The 25552-nt window shown below is 73.7% G+C and carries 25 protein-coding genes; 7 read left to right on the top strand and 18 right to left on the bottom strand.

Annotated features, from left to right (window positions below):
- Positions 1 to 18 precede the first annotated feature (18 nt).
- A complete protein-coding gene (locus tag JE024_RS29410) occupies positions 19 to 1518 on the bottom strand; it encodes an SCO1417 family PLP biosynthesis transcription factor (protein ID WP_205376999.1) in 1500 nt (499 codons plus the stop codon).
- Positions 1519 to 1582: 64 nt separating this feature from the next.
- On the opposite strand from JE024_RS29410, the gene yczE reads away from it, so the two are divergent.
- The 4 genes from yczE (at position 1583) to JE024_RS29390 (ending at position 5054) form a co-directional block, all read left to right on the top strand.
- The gene (gene yczE / locus JE024_RS29405; RefSeq protein WP_205376998.1) at positions 1583 to 2263 is read left to right on the top strand and encodes a membrane protein YczE; all 681 of its coding nucleotides are present in this window, start codon (positions 1583 to 1585) and stop codon (positions 2261 to 2263) included.
- Positions 2260 to 3024 carry a glycerophosphodiester phosphodiesterase family protein gene (locus JE024_RS29400; RefSeq protein WP_205376997.1) on the top strand — a complete coding sequence of 255 codons (765 nt, stop codon included), beginning with the start codon at positions 2260 to 2262 and terminating at the stop codon, positions 3022 to 3024. Before yczE ends, JE024_RS29400 begins: the two co-directional genes overlap by 4 nt.
- Positions 3025 to 3067: 43 nt before the next feature.
- On the top strand, positions 3068 to 4423 hold the full coding sequence (locus tag JE024_RS29395; RefSeq protein WP_205376996.1) for an MFS transporter: 1356 nt from the start codon (positions 3068 to 3070) through the stop codon (positions 4421 to 4423).
- Between the two features lie 256 nt (positions 4424 to 4679).
- Positions 4680 to 5054, top strand: a complete 375-nt coding sequence (locus JE024_RS29390) for an RNA polymerase-binding protein RbpA (RefSeq protein ID WP_026278069.1) — start codon at positions 4680 to 4682, stop codon at positions 5052 to 5054.
- A gap of 243 nt (positions 5055 to 5297) precedes the next feature.
- On the opposite strand, the gene fxsA is transcribed toward JE024_RS29390, so the two are convergent.
- From fxsA to JE024_RS29370, 4 genes are all read right to left on the bottom strand, one after another.
- The gene (gene fxsA, locus JE024_RS29385) at positions 5298 to 5879 is read right to left on the bottom strand and encodes an FxsA family membrane protein (protein ID WP_205376995.1); all 582 of its coding nucleotides are present in this window, start codon (positions 5877 to 5879) and stop codon (positions 5298 to 5300) included.
- A 119-nt stretch (positions 5880 to 5998) separates the two neighbouring features.
- On the bottom strand, positions 5999 to 6796 hold the full coding sequence (locus JE024_RS29380; RefSeq protein ID WP_205376994.1) for a polyprenol monophosphomannose synthase: 798 nt from the start codon (positions 6794 to 6796) through the stop codon (positions 5999 to 6001).
- A gap of 500 nt (positions 6797 to 7296) precedes the next feature.
- Positions 7297 to 8922 (bottom strand): amidohydrolase, encoded by a 1626-nt coding sequence (locus JE024_RS29375; RefSeq protein ID WP_205376993.1) that lies wholly within the window; start codon positions 8920 to 8922, stop codon positions 7297 to 7299.
- Positions 8923 to 8951: 29 nt separating this feature from the next.
- The gene (locus JE024_RS29370) at positions 8952 to 9392 is read right to left on the bottom strand and encodes an Lrp/AsnC family transcriptional regulator (RefSeq protein ID WP_147990823.1); all 441 of its coding nucleotides are present in this window, start codon (positions 9390 to 9392) and stop codon (positions 8952 to 8954) included.
- A 248-nt stretch (positions 9393 to 9640) separates the two neighbouring features.
- Between JE024_RS29370 and JE024_RS29365 the strand changes: the two genes are divergently transcribed.
- Positions 9641 to 10051, top strand: a complete 411-nt coding sequence (locus tag JE024_RS29365; protein WP_205376992.1) for a hypothetical protein — start codon at positions 9641 to 9643, stop codon at positions 10049 to 10051.
- Positions 10052 to 10553: 502 nt separating this feature from the next.
- Here the strand turns inward: JE024_RS29365 and JE024_RS29360 are convergent.
- The 3 genes from JE024_RS29360 to JE024_RS29350 form a co-directional block, all read right to left on the bottom strand.
- Positions 10554 to 11726 (bottom strand): acyl-CoA dehydrogenase family protein, encoded by a 1173-nt coding sequence (locus JE024_RS29360; protein ID WP_205376991.1) that lies wholly within the window; start codon positions 11724 to 11726, stop codon positions 10554 to 10556.
- 252 nt (positions 11727 to 11978) lie between these two features.
- Positions 11979 to 12131: an SCO1431 family membrane protein gene (locus tag JE024_RS29355; protein ID WP_205376990.1), complete on the bottom strand. Its 153-nt coding sequence runs from the start codon at positions 12129 to 12131 to the stop codon at positions 11979 to 11981.
- Between the two features lie 122 nt (positions 12132 to 12253).
- The gene (locus tag JE024_RS29350) at positions 12254 to 13609 is read right to left on the bottom strand and encodes a C39 family peptidase (RefSeq protein WP_205376989.1); all 1356 of its coding nucleotides are present in this window, start codon (positions 13607 to 13609) and stop codon (positions 12254 to 12256) included.
- 173 nt (positions 13610 to 13782) lie between these two features.
- On the opposite strand from JE024_RS29350, the gene JE024_RS29345 reads away from it, so the two are divergent.
- Positions 13783 to 14400 (top strand): uridine kinase family protein, encoded by a 618-nt coding sequence (locus tag JE024_RS29345; RefSeq protein WP_205376988.1) that lies wholly within the window; start codon positions 13783 to 13785, stop codon positions 14398 to 14400.
- Between the two features lie 367 nt (positions 14401 to 14767).
- Positions 14768 to 16702: an AAA family ATPase gene (locus JE024_RS29340; protein ID WP_205376987.1), complete on the top strand. Its 1935-nt coding sequence runs from the start codon at positions 14768 to 14770 to the stop codon at positions 16700 to 16702.
- Positions 16703 to 16779: 77 nt separating this feature from the next.
- On the opposite strand, the gene JE024_RS29335 is transcribed toward JE024_RS29340, so the two are convergent.
- From JE024_RS29335 to ribD, 10 genes are all read right to left on the bottom strand, one after another.
- Positions 16780 to 17865 (bottom strand): hemolysin family protein, encoded by a 1086-nt coding sequence (locus JE024_RS29335; RefSeq protein WP_205376986.1) that lies wholly within the window; start codon positions 17863 to 17865, stop codon positions 16780 to 16782.
- Positions 17862 to 19202 carry a hemolysin family protein gene (locus JE024_RS29330; RefSeq protein ID WP_205376985.1) on the bottom strand — a complete coding sequence of 447 codons (1341 nt, stop codon included), beginning with the start codon at positions 19200 to 19202 and terminating at the stop codon, positions 17862 to 17864. The genes JE024_RS29335 and JE024_RS29330 overlap by 4 nt, the downstream gene beginning before the upstream one ends.
- A gap of 359 nt (positions 19203 to 19561) precedes the next feature.
- Positions 19562 to 20020: a PH domain-containing protein gene (locus JE024_RS29325; RefSeq protein WP_205376984.1), complete on the bottom strand. Its 459-nt coding sequence runs from the start codon at positions 20018 to 20020 to the stop codon at positions 19562 to 19564.
- A gap of 20 nt (positions 20021 to 20040) precedes the next feature.
- Positions 20041 to 20889: an ATP phosphoribosyltransferase gene (gene hisG, locus JE024_RS29320; RefSeq protein WP_205376983.1), complete on the bottom strand. Its 849-nt coding sequence runs from the start codon at positions 20887 to 20889 to the stop codon at positions 20041 to 20043.
- Positions 20890 to 20962: 73 nt separating this feature from the next.
- On the bottom strand, positions 20963 to 21235 hold the full coding sequence (locus JE024_RS29315; protein ID WP_147990811.1) for a phosphoribosyl-ATP diphosphatase: 273 nt from the start codon (positions 21233 to 21235) through the stop codon (positions 20963 to 20965).
- Positions 21236 to 21268: 33 nt separating this feature from the next.
- Positions 21269 to 21754: a 6,7-dimethyl-8-ribityllumazine synthase gene (gene ribH / locus JE024_RS29310; RefSeq protein ID WP_205376982.1), complete on the bottom strand. Its 486-nt coding sequence runs from the start codon at positions 21752 to 21754 to the stop codon at positions 21269 to 21271.
- Between the two features lie 73 nt (positions 21755 to 21827).
- The gene (locus JE024_RS29305) at positions 21828 to 23117 is read right to left on the bottom strand and encodes a bifunctional 3,4-dihydroxy-2-butanone-4-phosphate synthase/GTP cyclohydrolase II (protein WP_205376981.1); all 1290 of its coding nucleotides are present in this window, start codon (positions 23115 to 23117) and stop codon (positions 21828 to 21830) included.
- Complete coding sequence (locus tag JE024_RS29300; RefSeq protein WP_205376980.1) at positions 23114 to 23764, bottom strand: nicotinamide mononucleotide transporter family protein; 651 nt, start codon at positions 23762 to 23764, stop codon at positions 23114 to 23116. Before JE024_RS29300 ends, JE024_RS29305 begins: the two co-directional genes overlap by 4 nt.
- Positions 23761 to 24369: a riboflavin synthase gene (locus JE024_RS29295; protein ID WP_205376979.1), complete on the bottom strand. Its 609-nt coding sequence runs from the start codon at positions 24367 to 24369 to the stop codon at positions 23761 to 23763. Before JE024_RS29295 ends, JE024_RS29300 begins: the two co-directional genes overlap by 4 nt.
- Positions 24370 to 25452 (bottom strand): bifunctional diaminohydroxyphosphoribosylaminopyrimidine deaminase/5-amino-6-(5-phosphoribosylamino)uracil reductase RibD, encoded by a 1083-nt coding sequence (ribD, locus tag JE024_RS29290; RefSeq protein WP_205376978.1) that lies wholly within the window; start codon positions 25450 to 25452, stop codon positions 24370 to 24372. It lies immediately after the preceding gene.
- Positions 25453 to 25552 lie beyond the last annotated feature (100 nt).

The following is a 25552-nucleotide window of genomic DNA, read 5'->3' as shown; positions in this document are numbered from 1 at the left end:
GGGCCCGGCCCTCGTGCGTCAGGCCACGAACGTCCGGGGCGACTCGGCGCCGGCGGAGGCGCCCTTCCGCACCAGGCGCGCCGCGGCGGCCAGGCGGGCGGCGGCCTCGTCGGCGACGGGCCCGCCGACGGTGAACGGCAGCCGGACGTACCCCTCGAACGCCCCGTCGACCCCGAATCGGGGGCCGGACGGCACCCGGACGCCGACCCGCTCCCCGACCTCGGCGAGCCGCGAGCCGGAGAGGCCGCCGGTGCGGACCCAGAGCGTCAGCCCGCCCCGGGGCACGTCGAACTCCCAGTCGGGCAGCTCCCGGCGCACGGCGGAGACCAGCGCGTCGCGGTTCTCCCTCGCCTGCTCGCGGCGGATGGTCACGGCGCTGTCCCAGCCACCGGTGCGCATCAGCCAGTTGACGCCGAGCTGCTCCAGCACGGGGGTGCCGAGGTCCGCGTAGGCGCGGGCGGCGACGAGCGACCTGATCACATCGGGCGCGGCGCGCACCCAGCCGATCCGCATGCCGGCCCAGAACGCCTTGCTCGCCGAGCCGACGGTGAGCACGGTGGACCCGGCCGGGTCGAAGCCGCAGACGGGGCGGGGCATGACGACGTCCGGGTCGAGGTGGAGCTCCGACATCGTCTCGTCGACGACGAGGACGGTCCCGGCGGACCGCGCGGCCTCGACCAGGGCCCGGCGCTGGTCGTCGTCGGCGAGCGCGCCGGTGGGGTTGTGGAAGTCGGCGACCACATAGGCGAGCCGGGGCGCGGCCTCGCGCAGCACCTGCCGCCAGCGGCCCAGGTCCCAGCCGCTGAGCCCGGCGGCCATCGCCACCGGCACCAGCCGGGCCCCGGCCTCCCGCATGAGCTGGAGGATGTTGGCGTAGCTGGGCGACTCGACGGCGATGCGCTCGCCGCGGCCGGCGAAGAGGTGGCAGATGGCGTCTATGGCGCCCATCGCGCCGGTGGTGACCATGATCTGCTCGGGCATGGTGGGGATGCCGCGCTCGGTGTACCGGTCGGCGAGCATCTGCCGCAGGGCGGGCAGGCCCGCCGGGTAGTCGCCGTGGGTGTGGGCGTACGGGGGCAGTTCCTCCAGGGCGCCCTGGAAGCCCTGGGTCAGCCAGGGCTCGGGGGCCGGGAGGGCCGCGCAGCCGAGGTCGATCATGGAGCCGAGGGACTCGGGCGGCAGCGGTTCGAGCCCGCGGGCCGGCAGCGGGTTCCCCGCCGGGACGGCCGTCCAGCTCCCCGCTCCCCTGCGGGACTCCAGGAAGCCCTCGGAGCGCAGGGCCTCGTAGGCGGCGGCGACCGTGGTGCGGCTGACGGAGAGCGACAGGGCCAGTTCGCGCTCCGCGGGGAGGCGGGCGGCCACCGGGACCCGCCCTTCGAGCACCAGCAGGCGGATGCCGTCCGCGAGGGCGCGGTAGGCCGGGGGGCGGCGGGTGCCGGGCCCGGCGGGGCGCTGCTGCTGGGCGCTGAGCTGACGGGCGAGCTGGGCCGCTCCCACCGCCGAGGTCCACTGCGACATGGAAGTCAGTCCACCTTCCTCGAATTGGCCATGGTTGCGACTCTTTCCATAGCCACAGAGTGGCATGCATCGGTCCACTACCACCAGGGGGGTCCTCGTGCCCACGCATCTCACCCGCAGGCTGCTCCAGCTCTACGCCGGTCTCGCGCTCTACGGCGTCAGCTCGGCGCTCCTGGTGCGCGCCGGTCTCGGACTGGAGCCGTGGGGGGTGCTGCACCAGGGGCTCGCCGAGCGGACCGGGATCTCCATCGGCGTCGTGTCGATCATCGTCGGCGCCGTGGTGCTGCTGCTGTGGATCCCGATCCGGCAGCGGCCCGGCCTCGGCACCGTGTCCAACGTGTTCGTGGTCGGGCTGGCCATGGACGGGACGCTCGCCCTGGTGCCCGGCGTCGAGGCGATGGCGGTGCGCGTGCCGCTGCTCGTCGCCGGTGTGGTGCTGAACGGGGCGGCCACCGGCCTCTACATATCGGCCCGCTTCGGGCCGGGCCCCCGGGACGGGCTGATGACCGGTCTCCACCGGCTGACGGGCCGTTCGATCCGGCTGGTGCGCACCGGGCTGGAGGTGGTGGTCGTGGCCACCGGCTTCCTGCTCGGCGGCACGGTCGGCGCGGGCACCGTGCTCTACGCGCTCGCCATCGGGCCCCTCGCGCAGTTCTTCCTGCGGGTGTTCGCCGTCCCCGCGCCGGAGCAGGGCAGCACCGTGGTCGCCGGGGCTTCACCCCGGCAGGCCATACTGCGACCGTGATCCGAATAAGCCACCCCTATCTCGACCACCCGTCGACGCTCGCCTTCGCCCATCGCGGCGGGGCCGCCGACGGGATCGAGAACACCGCGGCGGCCTTCCGGCGGGCAGCGGACGCCGGTTACCGCTACTTCGAGACCGACGTCCACACGACCCGCGACGGCCGGCTCGTGGCGTTCCACGACGCGACGCTGGACCGGGTCACCGACTCCGGCGGCAGGATCGACGCGCTCCCCTGGAGCGAGGTGCGCCGGGCCCGGGTGGCGGGCCGGGAGCCGCTGCCGCTCTTCGAGGAGCTGCTGGAGGAGTTCCCGGACGCCCGCTGGAACGTGGACGTCAAGGCGGCCCCGGCGCTGGAGCCGCTGGTGGAGCTCGTGCGCGGGACCGGGGCCTGGGACCGGGTGTGCGTCGGCTCGTTCTCCGAGCGCCGGGTGGCCCGGGCGGCCCGGCTCGCCGGCCCCCGGCTGGCCACCTCCTACGGCGTCCGGGGCGTGGTCGGGCTGCGCCTGGCGTCGCTGGGACTCCCGGCGCCGCTGCGCGACGGAGCCGTGTGCGTGCAGGTGCCGGAGAAGGAGTACGGCGTCCGCGTCGTGGACCGGCGCTTCGTCCGCGCGGCCCACGCCCGCGGCCTCCAGGTGCACGTCTGGACGGTCAACGACGCGGAGGGAATGGGCAGGCTCCTGGATCTTGGCGTGGATGGCATCATGACCGATCATCTGGAGACGTTGCGCACCGTGCTGACCGACCGCGGCCTGTGGGTCTGACCGTCCGGACGCGCCTGGGCAGGGGACGAGCGAGGGGGCGCGGATGACGGCGGAGACGGCCGGCCGGGAGGCGGGCACGGGCGACCGGGACGAACGGCGCCGGGAGCAGCGCGGCTGGTACTTCTACGACTTCGCGTGCTCCGTGTACTCGACCAGCGTGCTGACGGTGTTCCTCGGCCCGTACCTGACCTCCGTGGCGAAGGCCGCGGCGGACGCCGACGGTTTCGTCCACCCCCTCGGCATACCCGTGCGCGCCGGGTCGGTCTTCCCTTACGCGGTCTCCGCCTCGATGGTGCTGGCGATCCTGCTGATGCCGCTCGCGGGCGCGGCGGCGGACCGGACGGGCCGCAAGAAGCCGCTGCTCGCCGTCGCCGCCTACGTCGGCGCTGCCGCGACCACCGGCATGTTCTTCCTGGACGGCCACCGCTATCTGCTCGGCGCGCTCCTGCTGATCGTCGCCAACGCCTCGCTCGCGGTGTCGATGGTCCTCTACAACGCCTATCTGCCGCAGATCTCCGAGCCCGGGGAACGGGACGCCGTGTCGTCGAAGGGCTGGGCCTTCGGCTACACCTCCGGCGCCCTGGTCCTGGTGCTGAACCTGATCGTGTACTCGGGCCACGACTCCTTCGGCCTGTCCGAGGGCGAGGCGGTCCGGATCTGCCTGGCGTCGGCGGGCCTGTGGTGGGGCGCCTGGAGCATCGTGCCGCTGCGCCGCCTGCGGGACCGCCGGGTGTCGCCGGCCGGCGCGGGGGCGGTCGGCTCGGGCTGGCGGCAGCTCGTCACCACCCTCAAGGACATGCGCCGCCATCCGCTGACCCTGTCGTTCCTGCTGGCGTACCTGGTCTACAACGACGGGATCCAGACCGTCATCTCCCAGGCGTCGGTCTACGGCTCGGAGGAGCTCGGCCTCGACCAGACGACGCTGATCGTCGCGGTGCTGCTGGTGCAGGTGCTGGCGGTGGCGGGCGCCCTGGGCATGGGGCGGCTGGCCAGGACCTACGGCGCCAAGCGCACGATCCTCGCCTCGCTGGGCGTGTGGACGGTGATCCTGGCCGCGGGGTACTTCCTGCCGGCGGGGGCGCCGGTGTGGTTCTTCTGTCTCGCCGCGGGCATCGGCCTGGTGCTGGGCGGCAGCCAGGCGCTCTCCCGCTCGCTCTTCTCCCATCTGGTGCCGCGCGGCAAGGAGGCCGAGTACTTCTCCGCGTACGAGATGAGCGACCGGGGCATGAGCTGGCTGGGGCCACTGGTGTTCGGTCTCGCGTATCAGCTGACCGGGAGCTACCGGGATGCCATCATCTCTCTGGTGATCTTCTTCGCACTGGGCTTCGCGCTGCTGGCGCGGGTGCCGGTGCGGCGCGCGGCGGCCGCCGCGGGCAACCCGCTGCCGGAGCGCATTTAGACAGGGGATGCGGAAGGCCGGTAGTGTACGCCTTTGGCCTGCCAGGCGGACCGTTACTGCGTGCTCAATGATGAAAGACGCTGGGTGACATCTGCGTTCAGATGTGACAAACCGGGCACTGGTGGGTAGAACAAGGGGCGGCACGACGGGCGACGCATGACCCGCAACGGGAATCTTTACCGCCGACCGGACGTTGACCGGATGACGACGACAGCGACACCTGTCCTGTGGGCGACAAGCCCGGGAGGCACGATTCATGAGTGAGCGAGCTCTTCGCGGCACGCGCCTCGTGGTGACCAGCTACGAGACCGACCGCGGCATCGATCTGGCCCCGCGCCAGGCGGTGGAGTACGCATGCGAGAAGGGGCATCGTTTCGAGATGCCGTTCTCGGTCGAGGCGGAGATTCCGCCGGAGTGGGAGTGCAAGGTCTGCGGAAGCCAGGCACTCCTCGTTGACGGGGACGGCCCCGAGGAGAAGAAGGGCAAGCCTGCGCGTACGCACTGGGACATGCTCATGGAGCGGCGTACGCGTGAGGAGCTGGAGGAGGTGCTGGCCGAGAGGCTGGCGGTCCTCAGGTCCGGCGCCATGAACATCGCCGTGCATCCGCGCGACAGCCGCAAGTCCGCCTAGGGCGCGCGCGGGCACACACGCACACGGAGCCGCGGGCTGTGACACACCGGAAGGTGTCGCACAGCCCGCGGCTCCGTTTGTGCTGCCCGCACCCACCGCCTCCAAGGCAGGCGCCGGCGGCGCCGCAGGAAGATACGCCGGTGCTGCCGCAGTCGGATGCGCCGCGGCCCGGACCGGGTGCCCAGCACTCCGGTCCGGGCCGCGGCGGATGCCGGGGGCGCGGCCCCGGCAGCGGCCGGTCGCTCAGGGGGTGAGGGGCGGCCGCGGGGTGTCGTCGGCGGGCGGGTCGTCGCGGACGATCACCTCGCCCTGGACGACCTTGCCGTCCGGCCGGTGCATCCGGGCCTGCTGGAAGGCGCCGCCGAAGCTCCCGGCGGACGCCGCGTTCATCCGGCGCTCCAGGGAGCGTTCGACGGAGCGGCTGAGCCGGGTGCGCACCGGCGGCAGCAGCAGGAACAGGCCGAGGACGTCGGAGATCAGGCCCGGGAGCATCAGCATCAGCCCGCCGAGCATCAGCAGGCCGTTGCCCTCGCCGCTCGACCGCGGGGCCTGGGCCCTGGGGTCGAACGGCTCCCCGCCGGCCGTCTGCCGCTGAAGCGTCTCGGTCAGGTTGGTGAACGCGCGGCGCCCGGCCCGCTTGATCACCACCGCTCCCAGCACGATCCCCGCCACCAGCAGCGCGAAGACCGTGAAACCGCCTGCCGCGCCCGCCACGAGCGTCAGCAGCCAGATCTCCAGGACCAGCCACGCGGCGATGCCGAGGGGGAGGAACGTGCGGGCGCGTGAGCGCCCGCGGGCGGTCGGGGTGGGTGCACCGGTCGTCATGCCCCCAGTGTGCCTGGACCGCCGCCGGGGTGGCGTAAGGAAGAGATCAGTACCCCGGGAGCGATCGGCACCCCGGAAGCGGAGACCGTGGCCGGCTGCCCCGTGCCCCGGGCCCCGGGTCAGTGCCCCGGCGGCTTCCGGCCGAGGAGGCGCCCCGCGCGGGTGCCGACGCCCCAGGCGGTGACCCGCCACAGCGCCTCGACGACGATGTCCCGGCTCATCTTCGAGTCGCCGAGCTCGCGCTCGACGAAGGTGATCGGCACCTCGACGACGTGGAAGCCCGCCTCCACCGCGCGGCGGGCGAGGTCGACCTGGAAGCAGTAGCCCTGCGAGGCGACCTCCGTGAGGCCGAGGCCCTGGAGGGTCTCGGCGCGGAAGGCGCGGAATCCGCCGGTGACGTCGCGGATGGGGACGCCGAGGAGCATCCGGGAGTAGGTGCTGCCGCCGCGGGAGAGCATCTCGCGGTGCTTGGGCCAGTTCACGACCCGGCCGCCGGGCACCCAGCGGGAGCCGAGCACGAGGTCGGCGCCCTTGAGGGCGGTGAGCAGCCGGGGCAGCTCCTCGGGCTGGTGGGAGCCGTCGGCGTCCATCTCGACGAGGACGCCGTAGCCGCGCTCGATGCCCCAGTCGAAGCCGGCCAGGTAGGCGGCGCCGAGCCCTTCCTTGCCCTTGCGGTGCAGGACGTGCACCTGCTCGTCGGTGGCGGCCAGCTCGTCGGCGAACTTGCCCGTGCCGTCGGGACTGTTGTCGTCCGCGACGAGGACGTCCGCGTCGGGCACGGCGGCGCGCACCCGGGCGACGACGGAGGTGATGTTCTCGGCCTCGTTGTAGGTCGGGATGATCACCAACGCCCTGCCGAGCGGGCCGTACCGCCTCCCCTGGGGTCCACCATGGGGAACCGCACCACCGTCGTTCACTGCTGCCCCTTAAAGTCCGTACGCAGGTCCCCACCATAGCGAGCGCCCGCGGCGCTCTGGATGGAGGCGGCGGATCACGGGGCGCACGCCGCGGGAACTGCGGATCGGGCCCGGCGTCCTTCGGGCCGACCTGGGGCCCGCTGGCTGCGGGTCGACCGAGAGCCGTTGTCTACTGAACGCCGGGCCCCACCCGGGTCGCACCCGCCGGCCGGCTGAAACCTTCCCTCTGTCTCCGAGGCGCTGGCGCTGGACCTGGCTCCCAGTGGTGGTGCGCCGGTGCGGCACACCACCCCATGACCCAGAGGCGTTCGGCGACTGCGTGGACGGTGCCGGTCGGACGTCCTGTGGTGGACCCGGCCGAACCTACCGGCCGGTGGGCGCTCGCTGTCAACAGTCGTGTCACCAGCGGGAATCAGCCGAACCAGCAGGTCAGACGGGAAGATCCGCAGGTCGAGGCGGACGGGTGCGGGCCTCGGCGGACGGGACGAAATGTCCGCACGTCACCCGTTCGGTCCCTCGAAGACGGTGTGACCGGCGACCACCGTCCGCAGGCAGCGGGGCAGTTCGCCGCCCGGGGTGAGGTCGGGCAGACCCGGCGTCCCGGAGCGGGGGTCCGTGGACCAGCGGGCGACGCGGTCGTCCGGCGCCTGCACGACGAGCGCGCCGGTGCTCCACAGGGCGTAGTCCGCCGGGGCGCCGGGGACGAGCACTCCGGCGTCGTCGCGGCCCACGGCCCGCCAGCCGCCCCGGGTGTGGGCGGTGAAGGCGGCACGGACCGAGACCCGGTGCGCGGGGGTGCGGTGGAAGGCCGCCGCGCGGACGGTCCCCCACGGGTCGAGGGGGGTGACGGGGCTGTCGGAGCCGAAGGCCAGCGGCACTCCGGCGCGCAGCAGGGCGGCGTAGGGGTTGAGGGTGCGGGCCCGGCCGGCGCCGAGGCGCTGGGCGTACATGCCGTCGTCGCCGCCCCAGGCCGCGTCGAAGGCGGGCTGGACGGACGCGGTGAGACCGAACTCGGCGAAGGCCGCGACCGTCTCGGGGGTCAGCATCTCGGCGTGCTCGACGCGGTGGCGGGCGGCGCGCACCCGGGCGAGGCCCAGCTTCGCGGCCGCGGCACGCAGGCCGTCGGCCACCGCGGTGAGGGCCCCGTCCCCGATGGCGTGGAAGCCGGCCTGGAGGCCGGCCTCGGTGCAGGCCACGACATGGGCGGCCACGTCGCCCGCGTCCAGGTGGGCCGTGCCGGTGTGCGGGGCGTCGGCGTAGGGCTCGTGGAGGCAGGCGGTGTGCGAGCCGAGGGAGCCGTCGACGAAGAGGTCGCCGGCCGCGCCGGCCGCGCCGAGGGCGAGCGCGCGCTCGACGTCGCGGTCCGCCCAGTACCCGACGACCCGGGGGCCGGGCTCGGCCCGGGCGAGCTCCAGCAGGCCGGTGAAGTCGTCCTCCGACGAGATGCGGGGGCCGCCGCACTCGTGGACCGTGCCGATGCCCAGGGAGGCGGCACGGCGCAGCGCGGCCCGCTGGGCGTCGGCGCGCTGGGCGGGCGACACGGCGGCGTAGGCGGCCTCGCGGACGGCGTGGTGGGCGTCGCCGGTCAGCGGTTCGCCGTCGCGGAAGCCGTCCATCGCGCGCACCCCGGGCACGAGGTCGAGCATCGCGGTGGTGACGACCGCGGAGTGGACGTCGATCCGGGTGAGGTACAGCGGGCGGCCGCCGGTCAGCTCGTCGAGCTCGTCGCGCCGCGGCGGGCGGGCCTCGGGCCACCGCGAGGCGTCCCAGCCGTGACCGGTCAGGACGCGGTCGGCGGTGCGCTCCCGTGCGTGCGCGCGGACCAGGGCGGCCGCCTCGGCGAGCGTGGCGGCGGACGAGAGGTCGAGGCCGGTCAGCGCGAGGCCGGTCGCGGTCGTGTGCACGTGCGCGTCCGTGAACGCGGGAGTGACCAGGGCGCCTTCGAGGTCGACCACCTCGTCCACGCCCGGGGCGAAGGCGTCGGCCGCTCCTTCGGAGCCCACCCAGGCGACATGTCCCTTCTCGACGACCATCGCGGTGGCGAAGGGGTCGGCGGGGCTGTGGACTTCTCCACCGCGCAGCAGCACGGTGCGGTGTTCGCTCTTCAGGGCGGTGCTCTCGGTCATGCACCCAGCCTAGGTCTCCCCTTCGGGCCCTAGATACGCGGTGGGCGTGCCTCGTACGGGGTGGACAGCACGACCGTGGTACGGGTGGAGACGCCGGACAGGGAGCGGATCCTGGTGAGCAGGTGCTCCAGCTCGTGGGGCGTGGCGACACGCACCTTGAGGATGTAGTTCTCGTCGCCCGCGACGCTGTGGCACGCCTCGATCTCGGGGACGCCGGCCAGCCGGTCCGCGATGTCGTCCGGAGCGCTGGGGTCGAACGGTTTGACCGAGATGAACGCGGTCAGCGGCAGGCCCACCGCCTCGGGGTCCACGACGGCGGCGTAGCCGCGGATGACGCCCCGCTGCTCCAGGCGGCGGACACGCTGATGCACGGCCGACGTGGACAGGCCCGTGGCCTTGCCCAGGTCGGTGTAGCTCATCCGCCCGTCCTTGACGAGCAAGTCCACGATCTGCCGATCCAGCTCCTCCATGCGGATCAACCTATTGCCCCGGGGTGCCCGCGGCACAGTCCGGGGCGGGCGGAACCGGCGGCGGGAGGGGCCGCCGGGCAGGCCGGAGCCGCCACCGCACCGGAACCGGGGACGCCGTGTGACGAACACCACAGGTTTGCCCAACGGTCCGTCGTGACCTCACGGTTACCCGACCCGCCGGAGGGGAAGTGCTTGCTGTGGTCGAGGCCACAAGCGCCTGATCGGCCCATCCGAGGGGGAGATTCTCCATGCAGAAGTCCAAGCACGACGGCCGCGCCGAACCGGAGCCCGTCGATTCGGCCGACTTTGCCGAGTCCGACGAGTCCGACGGCTTCGACGCGTACGACACCTTCGGGATGTACCGGGTCCTCTGCCCGGACTGCGCCCAGCCGATCGCCCTTCTCGCCGACGAGGAGCTGCTCCCGGAGCACGCCCGGGTCCCCACCCGGTGGAACCCCTTCGGGCTGACCGAGTGCGCGGGCACCGGACGCCCCTCCTCGGACGCGCGTCCGGCCGACGAGCACCTGACCTTGCAGGAGCACGACGCCGTGCTGCTGACGCTGCCCCAGGGCCTGGACTGGCGCACCCAGCCGTTCTCGCACGTCGGCGGCCCCGGCTCGCGGCCGATCAAGATGGTGCCGCTGCAACAGGCCGCCTGAGCCGCGAGCCGTCGTCTGCGGACCGCGAAGGGTCGCGGTCCGCAGTGCTCGGCGGGGGGGCGCCTGCGGGCGGGGCGCGTACGGTCCGGACTGGCGCGCGATTCGCGCGGGCGGTGACCCGCACGCGGGCGCGCGCGTTGGCCCGGCATGAGACTGGTGTACTCCTCGACGGGGCGCGGCGGTCGGCGGCGGCTTGTCGCCCCGGCATCCGAAGAATCGGTTCCGCACCCGGCCGGCCAAGCGGTCCGCCGCGATCCCCGTCCGGTGGGCCCGACGGTCCACCACGATCCGCACCCGGCCGGCCCGGCGGTGCGCGCCGACCCGCATCGCGCCGACGCCGCCGTCCGCGCCGACGCACATCCCGCCGACCCCGCCGTCCGCGCCGATCCGCCGATCTACCGCGACCTGCTGCGGCTCTGGGCGAGCCGCGGGCAGACCCTGCCCGGGCGCCGCGATCCCGAGTGGAGCAGGCTCGCGGCGCCGGCGGCGTGGGACGGGCGCCTCAGCGCGTCTCGGGCCCGGCGAGGTGACGGGCGATGACCATGCGCTGGATCTGGTTGGTGCCCTCGACGATCTGCAGGACCTTCGCCTCGCGCATGTAGCGCTCGACCGGGAAGTCCTGGGTGTAGCCGTAGCCGCCGAGCACCTGCACGGCGTCCGTGGTGACGCCCATGGCCGCGTCGGTGCAGAACAGCTTGGCCATCGCCGCCTGCCGGGAGAACGGCCTGCCCTCGTCGCGCAGCCGCGCCGCCGTCAGGTACAGCGAGCGGCCCGCCTCGATGCGGGTGGCCATGTCGGCCAGCATGAAGCGCAGCCCCTGGAAGTCGGCGATCGGACGGCCGAACTGGGTGCGGTCGGTGGCGTACGCGACGGCCTGGTCCAGCGCGGCCTGCGCGACGCCGATGGCGCACGCGGCGATGCCGAGGCGTCCCGAGTCCAGGGCAGAGAGCGCGATGGCGAAGCCCTGGCCCTCGTCCCCGATCCGGCGGGAGTCGGGCACCCGCACCCCGTCGCAGTGGAGCTGGGCGGTCGGGGACCCCTTCATGCCCATCTTCTTCTCGGGCACGGCGGCGCTCAGCCCGGGGGCGTCGCCCGGGACCAGGAACGCGGTGATCCCCCGCGCGCCCTCGACGCCGGTGCGGGCGAGCACGGTGAGGAAGTCGGCGACCGGGCCGTGGGTGATCCACGCCTTGGTGCCGGTCAGGACCCAGTCGTCGCCGTCGCGCACGGCCTTGGTCCGCAGCGAAGCGGCGTCCGAGCCCGAGGCGGGCTCGGAGAGGCAGTAGGCGCCGAGCAGACCGCCGCCGAGCATGGCCGGCAGGTGTTCGGCGCGCTGCTCCTTGGTGCCGTAGCCGGCGAGGGCGTGGCAGGAGAGGGAGTGGACGCTGACGCCGAGGCCGACGGTGAGCCGGGCGGCCGCCAGTTCCTCCAGCACCTGGAGGTAGACCTCGTAGGGCTGGTCGCCGCCTCCGTACTCGGAGGCGTAGGGCAGGGCCAGCAGGCCGGAACCGGACAGGAGCCGGAAGACCTCGCGCGGGAAGAGACCGGCCTCCTCCTCCTCGGCCGCGCGGGGAGCGATCTCCCGCTGGACGATGTCACGGACCAGGGCGATCAGATCCCTGGCCTCATCGGTGGGCAGCTGACGGTCCACCGGCTGCGGGGCACGGTCTGGCATTGCGGCGCACTCCTCCCTGTCGGGCGCTGCGGCGGTCGCGCGCGCAGGGTGTCGGGGCGCGCCGCCGGTTGTCCTGCCAGGCCGATGCTGCCCTTCCGGATCACGAAAGAGGCTGGTTGGCGGCTGTGGCGCGTCGAGTATGCCCGATCGGCGGGCTGCCGTCACCAGGTACCGGACAGCTTGTCGATCATGGGAGTGCCGACGGCGCGGCACAGGGGGCGTGCGGGGGCGCGGGCCGGGGTCGGCGGCGCCTCAGAGGAGGCCGAGGCGGGTGATGAGCACGGCCAGCACGACCACCAGGGTCCAGCCGAGGACGTGTTCCAGGACCGCGGGGCCGTCGGGCCCTCCGGTGCGGGTGAGGCGTCCGGTGCGGGCGGCGGCTGCGGTGGCGGCGGTCGAAGTCATGGTGCTCTCGATCGGTCGGCGTCGGATCCCCCTGGGCCATCTCTGGCCCCACCACAGTGCCAGCCGGGCCGGGCCGCGGGGTAGAGACGTTCGTCACGCCCCCGCGGGCCCGGCCCGTGCCGTCAGTGGACGCCGACGGCCGCGAGGGCCTTGCGCTGGGCCGCCGTCGGCCTGGCGGGCCAGTACAGGTAGCAGATGCCGCCGGTGCCGGAGACGACCTTGCCGCTCGCGTTGTACCGCTTGGTGCGCAGCCAGATCCGCTCCCACTCGGCACGCCGGTAGACGCGCCGCACCGCCTCGTTGCTGGGCGAGGCGGGGTCGTTGGCGACCACGTCCCCGGCGGGGGTGAAGCCGACGACGGTCATCAGATGGCCGGACGTCCCGTACCCCGCGCCGGTCAGCTCCTCCTTGAGGAAGGACTGCGACGTTATGGCCGGGATGCCCGCCCGGACGAGTGTCTCCAGGTCGGTCAGCGAGGTGAGCCGGGTGACGACGGCGTTCATGTCCCGGTAGGTCGCGGCGTAGGCGGCGTTGAAGGGCCAGTTGCCGCAGCCCGCGTACTGGTGGTCGTAGGTGAAGCGGGCGGCGTGGCAGACCTGGGGGTCGTCGAAGTCCGGGTTCACCCAGGCCAGTTCCTCCGCCGTGGGCCTGCGGCCCCAGTACTCGACGATCATCTGGGAGGAGGTGGGGCTGCACCACGCCTCGCCGCCGTTGTCGTACTCGGGGTACTGGCCGACGTGGGTGTTCTGCGAGTAGCGGGGCACGAGGAGCTCACGGGCCGCGCCGGGGACCGAGGCGGGCACCTCGAAGCGGTCCGGGACGTCGGAGGCCATCGCCCCGAGGCGCCACACGGTGGGCGTGAGCCGTGTGCCGGGCCTGCGGTACAGGGTGACCCGCAGCCGGTAGGAGGTGAGGCGCAGCCCGCTCGCCGCGTCGTCGACGGCGAAGGTGTCCGTCCACACCGACGCCTTCCCGTCGCCCTGGCCGTCGACCGAGGTGCGCCGGATGTCGCCGTCGCCAAAGGCCCAGATCCCGAGGACGAACCAGGGGGTCTCGCCGCCGTCCGAGTAGCGTCCGCGCAGTTCGGTGCGGATCCAGGTGCCGGCCGGGGTGGCGGCGTTCCAGGAGGCGACGAGCTCGGTGGCGGGCACCGTGGAGCGGTGCTCCGGCGAGGTCCAGGCGGCGTACTCCCAGCTCTCCGTGCGCCCGGTGTGCGGGTCGGTGTACTCGGTGGCGCCGGCGGGCGTGCCGATGACGATCCCGGGGCGCTGCCCGGCCACGGCCCGGACGCCGGCGGCGTCGCCGCAGCGCCAGTCGGTGTAGGTGGTCCAGAAGCGGTTGTCGACCGTGCGGGCGGCGGCGGGGGCAGCCCGGGGCGGGGCCGCCGCACCGGCCGGCGCCGCGGAGCCCAGGGCTCCGGCGCTCGCGGCGGCGACGGCGGCGCCGATGACGGTTCTGCGCGAAGCGGGTCTGGCCATGGGACCCCCAAGTCGGGTGCTCGACAGTGGGGGCCACTATCCCGGCTGCGGCGGCGGGCGGCCAGCACTTCGGAGCCGCGTCGGGCGAGCAATATTGGTCTGGTCCACTGAAGGCACGGCTTCGACGGCACCACGGATGACCTGCGGCGATCAGGGTCCTTACGCTGGTGGCCATGAAGGATCTCGGACACCTCGCCGCCACGCTGGGCACGCTCGCGCCGTCGTGCGGGCCGGTGCGGCTGATCGCGGTCGACGGCCACGCGGGCTCCGGCAAGACGACCTTCGCGGCGCGGCTCGCCCGGGCCTGCGGCGAGGAGGTGCCGGTGCTCCACCTCGACGACCTCGCGAGCCACGACGAACTGTTCGCGTGGACCGGCCGGATGCGGCGCGAGGTGATCGAGCCGCTCTCCGCGGGGCGTACGGCCCACTTTCACCCGTACGACTGGAATCTGCGGCGCTTCACGGACCCCCGGCCGCTGCCCGCCGCTCCCCTCGTCCTCGTCGAGGGGGTGGGTGCCGGGCGGCGGGCGCTGCGGCCGCATCTGGCGGCGCTGCTGTGGATGGAGCGCGCCGCCGAGGACTCCTGGGAGCGGGGCCGGACCCGTGACGGAGCGGGCCTGGCCGGTTTCTGGGACGGCTGGACGGCGGCGGAGTCACGCCATTTCTCGGCGGACCCGTCCCGGTCTCACGCCGATCTGCTGGTACGGGAGTGCCGTGAGGGGTACGAGTGGCTGCCGCTCGCCCATGGGGCCGGCCGAACGCCCTGGACATCACCCAGCGTGACCGATTGATTCCGGACACATTCCGGGCCTCGAACGGGACCCCAAAGCGGCTTCAACTCCGCTTGACCGAGGGGGCTTACAGGTCTTACGTTCTCAATGTGCGGCTTTTCGAAGCCGCCGCAGACGCGAAGCCCCCGGTTGTTCCCCCGTGATCGGGGGCTTCGTTCTGCCTTCTTTCCCCTCGCGCGTACATCGCGCCGCCCGATTCTTACCCTGGGTAACCATGGTCGGGCTGCCCCTCGCGCCCTTAAGCCCGCCACCCTGCGCAGGTAGCATGCACCCCGGTGGGCTCAATTCCCTTCCGCGGCACGCTCGTTCCGATCGCCGCCGGCGGGCGCCCCCCACGCGACGACACTGGTGCACGGTTTGTGGGGGGATGGTGGGGGACCCTGTGGACAGCGGCACGCACGGCGCACGCACACCTGCCGAACTCGCCTGGCTGCGCGGGGTGGACGCCTGCACCATGGGCGCCTATCCGCAGGCCGAGGAGGAGTTCCGCGGGGCGGTGGCGCTCGACCCCGGCATGGCGGACGCCTGGCTCGGACTGCACGCGCTGCGCGCCGAGACGACCACCGCGCTGCTGCACATGTACCGCCACCGCGACCGCTTCGGCGAGCAGCGCGCCCGGCACCGCCGCACCCTGAACTCCTGGTACTGGCTGGGCTGGTGGGTGCAGCCGGTGCTGGAGAGCAGCCGGGACCTGCTGCTCGCCCACGCCTCCCACTGGCTGGACGGCCGCCATGTGGCCGAGCTCGACCGGGCGCTGGCGGGACTGCCGCCGGTGGACACCGACCCCCAGGTGCGCTTCCTGCACGCCTGCCGCGCGTACCTGGTCAAGGACTGGGACCAGCTCGTGCGCCACACCGAGCCGCTCGTCGACGACCCCCTGCTGGGGATCGAGGCCGGTCTGTTCGGCGGCATGGCCCGGGTGCGGCTGGAGATGTACGGCCAGGCGGAGCCCATGCTCTCGGCGGCCCTGATGCGCTGCCGCAGCGAGCAGCCGCAGCGCAAGGAGCTGCGCTACTGGCTGGCCCGGGCCCATGAGGGCACCGGGCGCAGCGCCGCCGCGCTCCCCCTCTACCGGGCGGTGCACCGCGTCGACCCGGCCTTCATGGACACCTCGGCACGGCTGGCCGCGATCGCCGAGTACGACGGCTACGACGGCCCCGACGACCCCGCGGGACTGGCCGCCGTCTCGCTGGCCGGGTTCGGCGCCGACCGCGCCGATCTGCGCTCCGAGTCGGAGAGCCCGTTCGCGGCGGACCGGCCGGCCGGCGAGGGGTCCGGCGACCTCGTCGACTTCGGGGAGCTCGACGACCTCGGGGCACAGCCGCCGGGCGGCGTGACGCCGCCGAGGGAGCCGTTACGGCACGGCAGGGGCGCGGCACGGCCGGTCGCTCCACCGCCCTTCCCCTCCGGCCCCACCGATCCGGTGCTGCTGGCCGAGGCACTGTCCGAGCTGGAGCGGATGGTGGGCCTGGAACCGGTGAAACGCCAGGTCAAGGCGTTGTCCGCCCAGCTGGAGATGGCCCGGTTGCGGGCCGGCCAGGGGCTCCCCGTGCAGCCGCCGAAGCGCCACTTCGTCTTCTCGGGCCCCTCCGGCACCGGCAAGACGACCGTCGCGCGCATCCTCGGCCGGGTGTTCTACGCGCTCGGGCTGCTCGGCGGCGACCATCTGGTGGAGGCCCAGCGGGCGGACCTGGTCGGCGAGTTCCTGGGCCAGACGGCGGTGAAGGCCAATGAGCTGATCGACTCCGCGCTCGGCGGCGTCCTCTTCGTCGACGAGGCGTACAGCCTGTCCAACTCGGGCTACAGCAAGGGTGACGCCTACGGCGACGAGGCGCTCCAGGTGCTGCTGAAGCGCGCGGAGGACAACCGCGACCATCTCGTGGTGATCCTCGCAGGCTACCCCGAGGGCATGGACCGCCTGCTCGCGGCGAATCCCGGGCTCTCGTCCCGCTTCACCACCCGGGTGGACTTCCCGTCCTACCGGCCGCTGGAGCTGACCGCGATCGGCGGGGTGCTCGCGGCCGAGAACGGCGACGTGTGGGACGAGGAGGCCCGGGACGAGCTGCGTTCGATCAGCGGCCATGTCGTCGACCAGGGCTGGATCGACGAACTGGGCAACGGGCGCTTCCTGCGGACGCTGTACGAGAAGAGCTGCGCCTACCGGGACCTGCGCCTGTCGCTGTACCCGGGCACCCCGGGCCGCGAGGACCTGGCGACGCTGCGGCTGCCCGATCTGATGCAGGCGTACGGCGAGGTCCTCTCCGGCCGCGGCCCGGCCGCCAGGGACCCGCTGGACCCCTGATCGCGGGCCGGGGGGCCGCGGGCCCGTGACGGACACGGAGGCGGCGGGGAGCCGGACCGGCACCCCGCCGCCTCCGGTCAGCTCGCCAGCGCGGTGCCGGTGGGCGCCGACCGGGGGACGCGGGTGAGGGTGACCCGGTGGGCGGGGTCGCGGACCTCTCCCACCAGCCTCTCCAGCACGTCTTCCAGCGCGACGAGACCGAGCACCCGGCCGTCGGCGTCGGCGACCTCGGCGAGATGGGTGGCGGCCCGGCGCATCACGGTGAGGGCGTCGTCGAGCGGCAGCTCGGCCCGCAGGGTGGCCATCGGCCGCCAGACGTGCTGGGGCACGGCGCGGTCGGCGTCCTCCGCGTCGAGGACGTCCTTGACGTGCAGGTACCCCATGAACGGCCCGGAGCCGTCCGCGCGGACCGGGAAGCGGGAGTACCCGGTGCGGACGGTCAGCTCCTCCACCTGGCGCGGTGTGACCGACGGTTCCACGGTGACCAGCTCCCCCCGGGCGATCAGCACCTCGCTGACCGGACGGCTGCCCAGTTCCAGCACGTCCTCCAGGCGTTCCTGCTCGGCCGGCTCCAGGAGTCCCGCCTGACCGGCGTCCTCCACGAGGCGGCCGAGCTGGTCGCTGGTGAAGACGGCGTCGACCTCGTCCTTCGGCTCCACCCCGAAGCCCCGCAGGACCCGTTTGGCGCAGGCGTCGAGGGCCGCGGTGACGGGACGGCACAGCCGGGCGAAGCCGACGAGACCGGGGCTGAGCCACAGCGCGGTCCGCTCGGGAGCCGCCATCGCGAGGTTCTTCGGAAGCATCTCGCCGATGACCAGATGGAGGCAGACGACGATCGCGAGCGCGATCACGTACCCGAGGGGGTGGACCAGGCCGTCGGGCACCCGCGCCCAGTGGAAGACGGGCTCCAGCAGCCGGGCGACGGTCGGTTCGGCGACCGCGCCCAGGGTCAGGGAGCAGACGGTGATGCCGAACTGGGCCGCCGCCATCATCTGCGGCAGGTTCTCCAGGCCGTGCATCACCTGCCGCGCCCGGCCGGAGCCGGCGGCGGCGAGCGGTTCGATCTGGCTGCGCCGCACCGACACCAGGGCGAACTCGGCCCCCACGAAGAAGCCGTTCGCCAGCACCAGCAGCAGCGCGAACAGCAGCATCAGGGCGCTCATCGGACCACCGCCCGGGCCGCCGGGGCGTCACAGGTGCGGACCAGCCGCACGCGTTCCGCCCGGTAGCGCCCCACCTGGCGCACCGACAGGCGCAGGCCGGGCAGTTCGGCCCGGTCGCCGGGGACGGGGATGCGGCCGAGGAGGTCCGCGACGAGCCCGGCGACGGTCTCGTACGGCCCGTCGGGCACGTCGAGCCCGGTCCTGCGCAGGGTGAGCACCCGGCAGCTCCCGTCGGCGTCCCAGGCCGGCCGGCCGTCCTCGGGCGGGGCGGGCACGAGCTCGGGGCGCTCGTCGGCCTCGCGGTCGTGCTCGTCCCGGACGTCGCCGACGAGCTCCTCGACGATGTCCTCCAGGGTCACCACGCCCGCCGTGCCGCCGTACTCGTCGACGACGACGGCCATCGGCTGCTGGGTGCGCAGCCGTTCGAGAAGCTGCTGCACGGGCAGGGTGCCGGGCACCAGCAGCGGGGCCACGGCGACCCGGGCGGCGGCGACCCGCTGCCGTTCGCCGGCCCGCACGGCCAGGGCGTCCTTGAGGTGGGCCACGCCGACGATGTCGTCGATCCCCGCACGGTAGACCGGGAACCGGGAGAGCCCGGTGGCCCGCGTGAGGTTGAGGACGTCGGCGGCGGTGGCGTCGGCGTGCAGGGCGGCGACCTTCACCCGCGGGGTCATCAGGTGCTGGGCGGTGAGACCGCCGAGCGAGAGGGTCCGGACGAAGAGGTCGGCGGTGTCCTGCTCCAGCGCGCCGGCCCGGGCCGAGTGGCGGGCCAGCGACACCAGCTCGCCCGGCGTCCGGGCGGACGCCAGCTCGTCGGCCGGCTCGACGCCCAGAAGCCGCACGAGACGGTTGGCGGCCGCGTTGAGCAGGGTGATCACGGGGCGCAGCGCGGCCGAGAACACGGTCTGCGGGCCGGCCACGAACCGGGCGACCTGGAGCGGGCGGGACACCGCCCAGTTCTTGGGGACCAGCTCGCCGATCACCATCTGGACGGCGGAGGCGAGCAGCATGCCGACGATCACGGCGACCGTCGCCACGGCGCCCTCGGGCAGGCCGGCCGCGCCGAGCGGGGCGTCGAGCAGCCGGGCCAGCGCCGGCTGCGCGAGCATGCCGACGACCAGGGAGGTGACGGTGATGCCGAGCTGGGTGCCGGAGAGCTGGAAGGACAGTTCCCGCAGCGCGGCGACGACCCGGCGGGCCCGGCGGTCGCCCGCACCGGCGGCGGCCTCGGCCTCGGGGCGCTCGACGGTGACGAGGCCGAACTCGGCGGCCACGAAGAAGCCGTTGGCCAGGATGAGAAGAAGTGCCGCGGAGAGCAGCAGCAGGGGGATGATCATGCCGCCGCCTCCGGGGAGGGGGCGGCGCAGGTACTACCGGACGATCCGTCCATTGCCGGAGGGAGTCACTCCTCGGGTCGTGGGAAGAACCCCGCCGGCCCGGACGGGCCGCATGGGCGGGGCGGGGCGCACCGGGCGCCGCCGCGCACCAGAGTAATGGGGCACGGCCCGGACGGCTCCCGGCGTCACACCGGCGGACGCCCGCCGCCGGACCTCCGTGCGGAGGTGCCGGGCGGCGGGCGGCGAGCCGGAAACCCCGGGCGGGAGACCCCGGGCGGGAGGGCCGAGGACCTCGGGGCGGCAGAACGCAGCCGGGCGGCGGGAGACCCCGGGCGGGCGGGCGGGGGAAGGCGGCCGGGTCAGCGCGCGTCGGCGCCGGTGCTCCGCGTGTCGACAAGGGAGCGCAGGGCTCGGGCGTGCCGGACGGCCTGTGCCCGGGCGACACCCGGCTGGATGCCGAGCGCGGGCATGCTCGTGCCGTCGCTCAGGTCCAGGAAGACCCAGGGGTCGCCGGGACGCAGGTTGACGCGCAGGATCTCGGCCCAGGCGAGCCGGCGCGTACGGGTGAGGTTGACGACCGTCACCCCGTCCTCGTCGGCGACCACCTTCGGCCGGCTGAGCAGTGCCAGCACCCCGAAGAAGAGCAGGGCGACGAAGACGAAGCTGATCCGCTCCGGTGTGCTGAGCCGGTCGAGGAGCAGGGTGACGGCGATGATCACGGCGCACATCACCGAACCGACTCCGAGCAGCACGATCCTGGTGCGCGTGGGGCGGAAGGTCACCGGCAGGGCGGGGGCCGGCGTGGCGGGGGTGGACATGGTGTCGGTGCGTCCGTCCCTCAGAGCCGGCAGGCGTGGATGGCCGTGGTCAGGATGGCCCGCGCGCCCAGGGCGTACAGGTCGTCCATGATCCGCTGGGCCTCCTTGGCGGCGACCATGGAGCGGACGGCCACCCATCCCTCGTGGTGCAGCGGGGAGATGGTCGGCGACTCCAGGCCCGGGGTGAGGGCGACGGCCTGCTCCAGGTTCTCGACCCGGCAGTCGTAGTCCATCATCACGTAGCTGCGGGCCACCAGGACGCCTTGGAGGCGGCGCAGGAACTGCTGGACCCTGGCGTGCTCCGGGTCGGCGCCGGTGCGCCGGACGACGACCGCCTCGGAGGTCATGATCGGCTCGCCGATGACCTCCAGGCCGGCGTTGCGCAGGCTGGTGCCGGTCTCGACGACATCGGCGATGACCTGGGCGACACCCAGCTCGATCGCCGTCTCGACGGCACCGTCGAGGTGGACGACGGAGGCGTCGATGCCGCTGTCGGCGAGGTGCTTGGCGACGATGCCCTCGTAGGAGGTGGCGATCGTCATGCCGCCGAAGTCCTCGACGCCCTGCGCGGTGCCGGGCCGGGTGGCGTAGCGGAAGGTGGAGCGGGCGAAGCCGAGCCGGAGGATCTCCTCCGCGCTCGCCCCGGAGTCGAGCAGCAGGTCGCGGCCGGTGATGCCGATGTCGAGGCGGCCGGAGCTGACGTAGATCGCGATGTCGCGCGGGCGCAGGTAGAAGAACTCGACCTCGTTCTCGGGGTCGACGAGGACGAGTTCCTTCGACTCCTTGCGCTGCTGGTAGCCGGCCTCATGGAGCATCGCCGACGCAGGTCCGGACAGTGAACCCTTGTTGGGGACGGCGATGCGCAGCATGAGACGGGCTTCCTTCGTTCGCGTGACGGTTGTTTCGCGCGGGGGTGTTCGCGTGACGGACGGGCGGACGGGCTCAGAGATGGGCGTAGACGTCGTCGAGGGAGATCCCGCGCGCCACCATCATCACCTGGACGTGGTAGAGCAGCTGGGAGATCTCCTCGGCGGCGGCTTCCTTGCCCTCGTACTCGGCGGCCATCCAGACCTCTGCGGCCTCCTCGACGACCTTCTTGCCGATGGCATGCACACCCTTGTCCACCAGTTCGGCGGTACGGGAGGTGGCGGGGTCGCCGGTCGCGGCCTTGTGCTGGAGCTCGGCGAAGAGCTCCTCGAACGTCTTCTTGGACATGGTGCTCCCACCCTACGCGGAAGTGGGCTCCCCTCAGCGCCAGGGTTCAGATACTGAACGCAGGATGGTCGCGGTCGCCACGGCGGCGGTGACCGCTTCGTGCCCCTTGTCCTCGTTCGACCCTTCCAGGCCGGCCCGGTCCAGCGCCTGCTCCTCGGTGTCGACGGTCAGCACGCCGAAGCCGACGGGGACGCCCGTGTCCACCGACACCTGGGTGAGGCCCTGGGTGACGCCCTGGCACACGTACTCGAAGTGGGGGGTGCCGCCGCGGACGACGACACCGAGGGCGACGATCGCGTCGTAGCCGCGGCCGGCCAGGACCTTGGCGACGACGGGCAGTTCGAAGCTGCCGGGGACGCGCAGCAGGGTGGGCTCGTCGATGCCCAGCTCGTGCAGGGCGCGCAGGGCGCCGTCGACGAGACCGTCCATGATCTTCTCGTGCCACTGGGCCGCGACGACCGCCACCCGCAGGTCACCGCAGTTCTTCACGCTCAGTACGGGCGCGCCCTTGCCGCTCATGTCTCTCCTTGGACGTTGCTGATCGAGTTCGGAAGCAGGCGCCCGCCGCGGGTGCGGCGGGCTCGCCGGCTGCTCACTGGTTGCCGCAGGCCGACGCCCCGGGGGACTCCAGCCACGGCAGGTCGTGCCCCATCCGGTCCCGCTTGGTGCGCAGGTAGCGGAGGTTGTGCTCGCCGGCCTGGACGGGCATCGGTTCGCGTCCGAGGACGCCGATGCCGAGGCGGGTGAGGGCGGCGACCTTGTCGGGGTTGTTGGTCATCAGGCGCACGCTGCGCACACCGAGGTCGGCGAGGATCTGCGCGCCCGCCGCGTAGTCGCGGGCGTCGGCGGGCAGGCCCAGTTCGAGGTTGGCGTCGAGGGTGTCGCGGCCGCGTTCCTGGAGTTCGTAGGCGCGCAGCTTGGACATCAGCCCGATGCCGCGGCCCTCGTGTCCGCGCAGGTAGACGACGACCCCGCGGCCGGCCTCGGTGACGCGGCGCATGGCGGCGTCGAGCTGGGGGCCGCAGTCGCAGCGCAGCGAGTGGAAGATGTCGCCGGTGAGGCACTCGGAGTGGACGCGCACCAGCAGGTCCTCGCCGGTGCCGAGGTCGCCGTGGACCAGGGCGACGTGCTCGACGCCGTCGACGGTCGAGCGGTACCCGTAGGCGGTGAAGTCGCCGGCCGCGGTGGGCAGCCTGACCTCGGCCTCGCGGCGCACGGTCGGCTCGCTGGAGCGGCGGTAGGCGATCAGGTCCTCGATGGAGATGATCGTCAGGCCGTGCTTGCGGGCGAACGGCACCAGCTCGGGCAGCCGCAGCATCACCCCGTCCTCGCCGGCGATCTCGACGATCGCCCCGGCCGGGCGCAGGCCGGCCAGGCGGGCGAGGTCGACCGCGGCCTCGGTGTGGCCGGGGCGGGTGAGGACGCCGCCGGGCTTGGCGCGCAGCGGGAAGACGTGGCCGGGGCGGACGAAGTCGGCCGGTCCGGCCCGGCCCCCGGCGAGGAGCTGGAGGGTGGTGGCGCGGTCGGCGGCGGAGATGCCGGTGGTGACGCCGTAGGCGGGGCCGGCGTCGACGGAGACGGTGAAGGCCGTCTGCATCGACTCGGTGTTGTCGCCGACCATCTGGGGCAGTTCGAGCCGCTCCAGCTCGTCGTTCTCCATCGGCGCGCAGATCAGGCCGCGGCACTCGCTCATCATGAAGGCGACGATCTCGGGGGTCGCCTTCTCGGCGGCGATCACGAGGTCGCCCTCGTTCTCGCGGTCCTCGTCGTCGACGACCACGACGGGGCGGCCCGCGGCGATGTCGCGGACGGCCTGCTCGACCGGGTCGAGGGAGAGGTCCTCGGCGCCGTCGGACGCGTACCAGGTGGGCAGTGCGCTCATGCTGCGACTCCTTCCAGGGCGGGCCGCGGCTCGCGGGAGCGCTGCCACCAGTCGTGGGCACCCCACAGGACGAGGGCGAAGTAGATCACGTAGACCAGGCCGGAGAAGGCGAGGCCGCTGCTGAAGGCGAGCGGGACGCCGACCAGGTCGACCAGGAGCCAGGCGAACCAGAACTCCACCAGGCCGCGGGCCTGCGCGACCATCGCGACGAGGGTGCCGACGAAGATGTACGCGTCGGCCCACGGGCTCCAGGAGAGCGTGGGGAACGCGGTGAACAGCCCGCCGACCGCGAGGGTGCCGAGGGCGGCGCCGCCCAGCAGCCAGCCGCGCTCCTTCCAGGTGGCGAAGCGGACCGCTATGGAGCCGTCCTGCGCCTGCCGGCGGCCGCGGGTCCACTGGTGCCAGCCCCAGACGGCCACCCCGATGACGAGGAGCTGCTTGCCGACGCCGCCGCTGAGGTGGGCGGAGGCGTAGGCGCCGACCAGGATCACGCCGGAGAGCAGCTGCGCGGGCCAGGTGAGCACCGAGCGGCGCCAGCCGAGGGCGAGGGCGATCAGGCCGATGGTGTTGCCGATCATGTCGGACCACATGATGTGCTGTCCGAAGGCCGTGAACGCCTCGGTGTTCAGCCAGTCCAGGGCACTCACTTCGCACGCTCCCCGGCGTCCGCGCCGAGCAGCCGCTCGACGTACTTGGCGATGACGTCGACCTCGAGGTTGACCGGGTCGCCGGGCTGCTTGATGCCGAGCGTGGTGAGCGCCAGCGTGGTGGGGATGAGGCTGATGGTGAAGTGGTCGGCGCCGGCGTCGACCACGGTCAGGCTGACGCCGTCGACGGTGATGGAGCCCTTCTCCACGACGTACCGGGCGAGCTGAGCGGGCAGCGAGACCTTGACGATCTCCCAGTGCTCGGACGGGGTGCGCGCCAGGATCTCGCCCGTGCCGTCGACGTGGCCCTGGACGATGTGGCCGCCGAGGCGGTCGCCGACGGCCGTGGGCCGTTCCAGGTTGACGCGGGAGCCGGCGGCGAGCGCGCCGAGGCTGGAGCGCTTCAGGGTCTCGGCCATCACGTCGGCGGTGAACTCGCCGTCACCCGTCTCGACGACGGTGAGGCAGACGCCGTTGACGGCGATCGAGTCGCCGTGCTTGGCGCCGTCGGTGACGACGGGACCGCGCAGGCGGAAGCGTGAGGCGTCGCCGAGGTTCTCGACGGCGGTGACCTCACCCAGTTCTTCGACGATTCCGGTGAACACTCAGGCTCCCTTGGGGACGGTCGCGGTGACGCGCAGGTCGGGTCCGATGCGGTCGGTGGCGGTGACGTCGAGCCGCAACGCTTCGGTGATGGTGGAGATTCCGGCGTCGGCGAGGGCCGCGGGGCCGGCGCCGAGGAGTACGGGGGCGAGGTAGCCGACGACCCGGTCGACGGCACCGGCGGCGACGAAGGAGCCGGCGAGGGTCGGGCCGCCTTCGAGGAGCACCGAGCGGACGCCGCGCCCGTGGAGTTCGGCGAGGAGGCCCAGGACGCCGATGCCGTGCGCGCCGGCGGGGAGCCGGGCGACGTCGACGCCGGGCAGGTGCCGGGTGTCGGCGTCCTCGGCGACGGCGAGCAGCGTGGGCGCCGCGTCGTCGAGGACGCGGGCGGTCGGCAGGATCGAGGCACGGCTGTCGAGGACCACGCGCAGCGGCTGGGTGGCTCCCTCGATGCCGCGGACGGCCAGGTGGGGGTCGTCGGCGCGCAGGGTGCCGGCGCCGACGAGGACGGCGTCGGACTCGGCGCGCAGCCGGTGGACGTCGGCGCGGGACTCGGCGGAGGTGATCCAGCGGCTGCTGCCGTCCCGGGCGGCGACGCGGCCGTCGAGGGTGGCGGCGTACTTCCAGGTGACGTGGGGGCGGCCGAGGCGCACGGCGGTGAGCCAGGCGGTGTTGCCGGCCTCGGCCTCGGCCTCCAGCAGGCCCTGCCGGACGGCCACACCGGCGGCGCGCAGGGTGTCGGCACCGCCGCGGGCCTGCGGGTTCGGGTCGGCGACCGCGTACACCACACGGGCGACGCCCGCCTCGATCAGCGCCTGGGCACAGGGGCCGGTGCGGCCGGTGTGGTTGCAGGGTTCGAGGGTGACGTAGGCGGTGCCGCCGCGGGCGAGGGCCCCGGCCGCGCGGAGGGCGGCGACCTCGGCGTGGGGGCCGCCGGCGCGCTCGTGGAAGCCCTCGCCCACGGGGTGTCCCGAGGCGTCGGTGACGACGCATCCGACCACGGGGTTGGGGCTGGTGGAGCCGAGTCCGCGGGCGGCGAGCGCGACGGCTCGGCGCATGGCGGCGGTGTCGGCTGCGGTGGCCACCGGGTCCTCCTGCCTCTTCGGGCACGGACTCCGGGGCCTGTCGATGACGACAGAGAGCGGGGGAACACCTCGACGCGCGGAGGCCGGGCCGCGCGCACGG

Source organism: Streptomyces zhihengii (assembly GCF_016919245.1).
GTDB lineage: Bacteria > Actinomycetota > Actinomycetes > Streptomycetales > Streptomycetaceae > Streptomyces > Streptomyces zhihengii.
Note: the sequence above shows the minus strand (reverse complement) of the source record. Positions and strands in the feature narration are given on the sequence as shown.

Bases quoted from the DNA above. Each gene is read 5' to 3' on its own strand.
- JE024_RS29410 (WP_205376999.1), bottom strand. From the start codon at position 1,518: ATGTCGCAGTGGACCTCGGCGGTGGGAGCGGCCCAGCTCGCCCGTCAG.
- yczE (WP_205376998.1), top strand. From the start codon at position 1,583: ATGCATCGGTCCACTACCACCAGGGGGGTCCTCGTGCCCACGCATCTC.
- JE024_RS29395 (WP_205376996.1), top strand. From the start codon at position 3,068: ATGACGGCGGAGACGGCCGGCCGGGAGGCGGGCACGGGCGACCGGGAC.
- JE024_RS29390 (WP_026278069.1), top strand. From the start codon at position 4,680: ATGAGTGAGCGAGCTCTTCGCGGCACGCGCCTCGTGGTGACCAGCTAC.
- fxsA (WP_205376995.1), bottom strand. From the start codon at position 5,879: ATGACGACCGGTGCACCCACCCCGACCGCCCGCGGGCGCTCACGCGCC.
- JE024_RS29375 (WP_205376993.1), bottom strand. From the start codon at position 8,922: ATGACCGAGAGCACCGCCCTGAAGAGCGAACACCGCACCGTGCTGCTG.
- JE024_RS29370 (WP_147990823.1), bottom strand. From the start codon at position 9,392: ATGGAGGAGCTGGATCGGCAGATCGTGGACTTGCTCGTCAAGGACGGG.
- JE024_RS29365 (WP_205376992.1), top strand. From the start codon at position 9,641: ATGCAGAAGTCCAAGCACGACGGCCGCGCCGAACCGGAGCCCGTCGAT.
- JE024_RS29360 (WP_205376991.1), bottom strand. From the start codon at position 11,726: ATGCCAGACCGTGCCCCGCAGCCGGTGGACCGTCAGCTGCCCACCGAT.
- JE024_RS29355 (WP_205376990.1), bottom strand. From the start codon at position 12,131: ATGACTTCGACCGCCGCCACCGCAGCCGCCGCCCGCACCGGACGCCTC.
- JE024_RS29350 (WP_205376989.1), bottom strand. From the start codon at position 13,609: ATGGCCAGACCCGCTTCGCGCAGAACCGTCATCGGCGCCGCCGTCGCC.
- JE024_RS29345 (WP_205376988.1), top strand. From the start codon at position 13,783: ATGAAGGATCTCGGACACCTCGCCGCCACGCTGGGCACGCTCGCGCCG.
- JE024_RS29340 (WP_205376987.1), top strand. From the start codon at position 14,768: ATGGTGGGGGACCCTGTGGACAGCGGCACGCACGGCGCACGCACACCT.
- JE024_RS29335 (WP_205376986.1), bottom strand. From the start codon at position 17,865: ATGAGCGCCCTGATGCTGCTGTTCGCGCTGCTGCTGGTGCTGGCGAAC.
- JE024_RS29330 (WP_205376985.1), bottom strand. From the start codon at position 19,202: ATGATCATCCCCCTGCTGCTGCTCTCCGCGGCACTTCTTCTCATCCTG.
- JE024_RS29325 (WP_205376984.1), bottom strand. From the start codon at position 20,020: ATGTCCACCCCCGCCACGCCGGCCCCCGCCCTGCCGGTGACCTTCCGC.
- hisG (WP_205376983.1), bottom strand. From the start codon at position 20,889: ATGCTGCGCATCGCCGTCCCCAACAAGGGTTCACTGTCCGGACCTGCG.
- JE024_RS29315 (WP_147990811.1), bottom strand. From the start codon at position 21,235: ATGTCCAAGAAGACGTTCGAGGAGCTCTTCGCCGAGCTCCAGCACAAG.
- ribH (WP_205376982.1), bottom strand. From the start codon at position 21,754: ATGAGCGGCAAGGGCGCGCCCGTACTGAGCGTGAAGAACTGCGGTGAC.
- JE024_RS29305 (WP_205376981.1), bottom strand. From the start codon at position 23,117: ATGAGCGCACTGCCCACCTGGTACGCGTCCGACGGCGCCGAGGACCTC.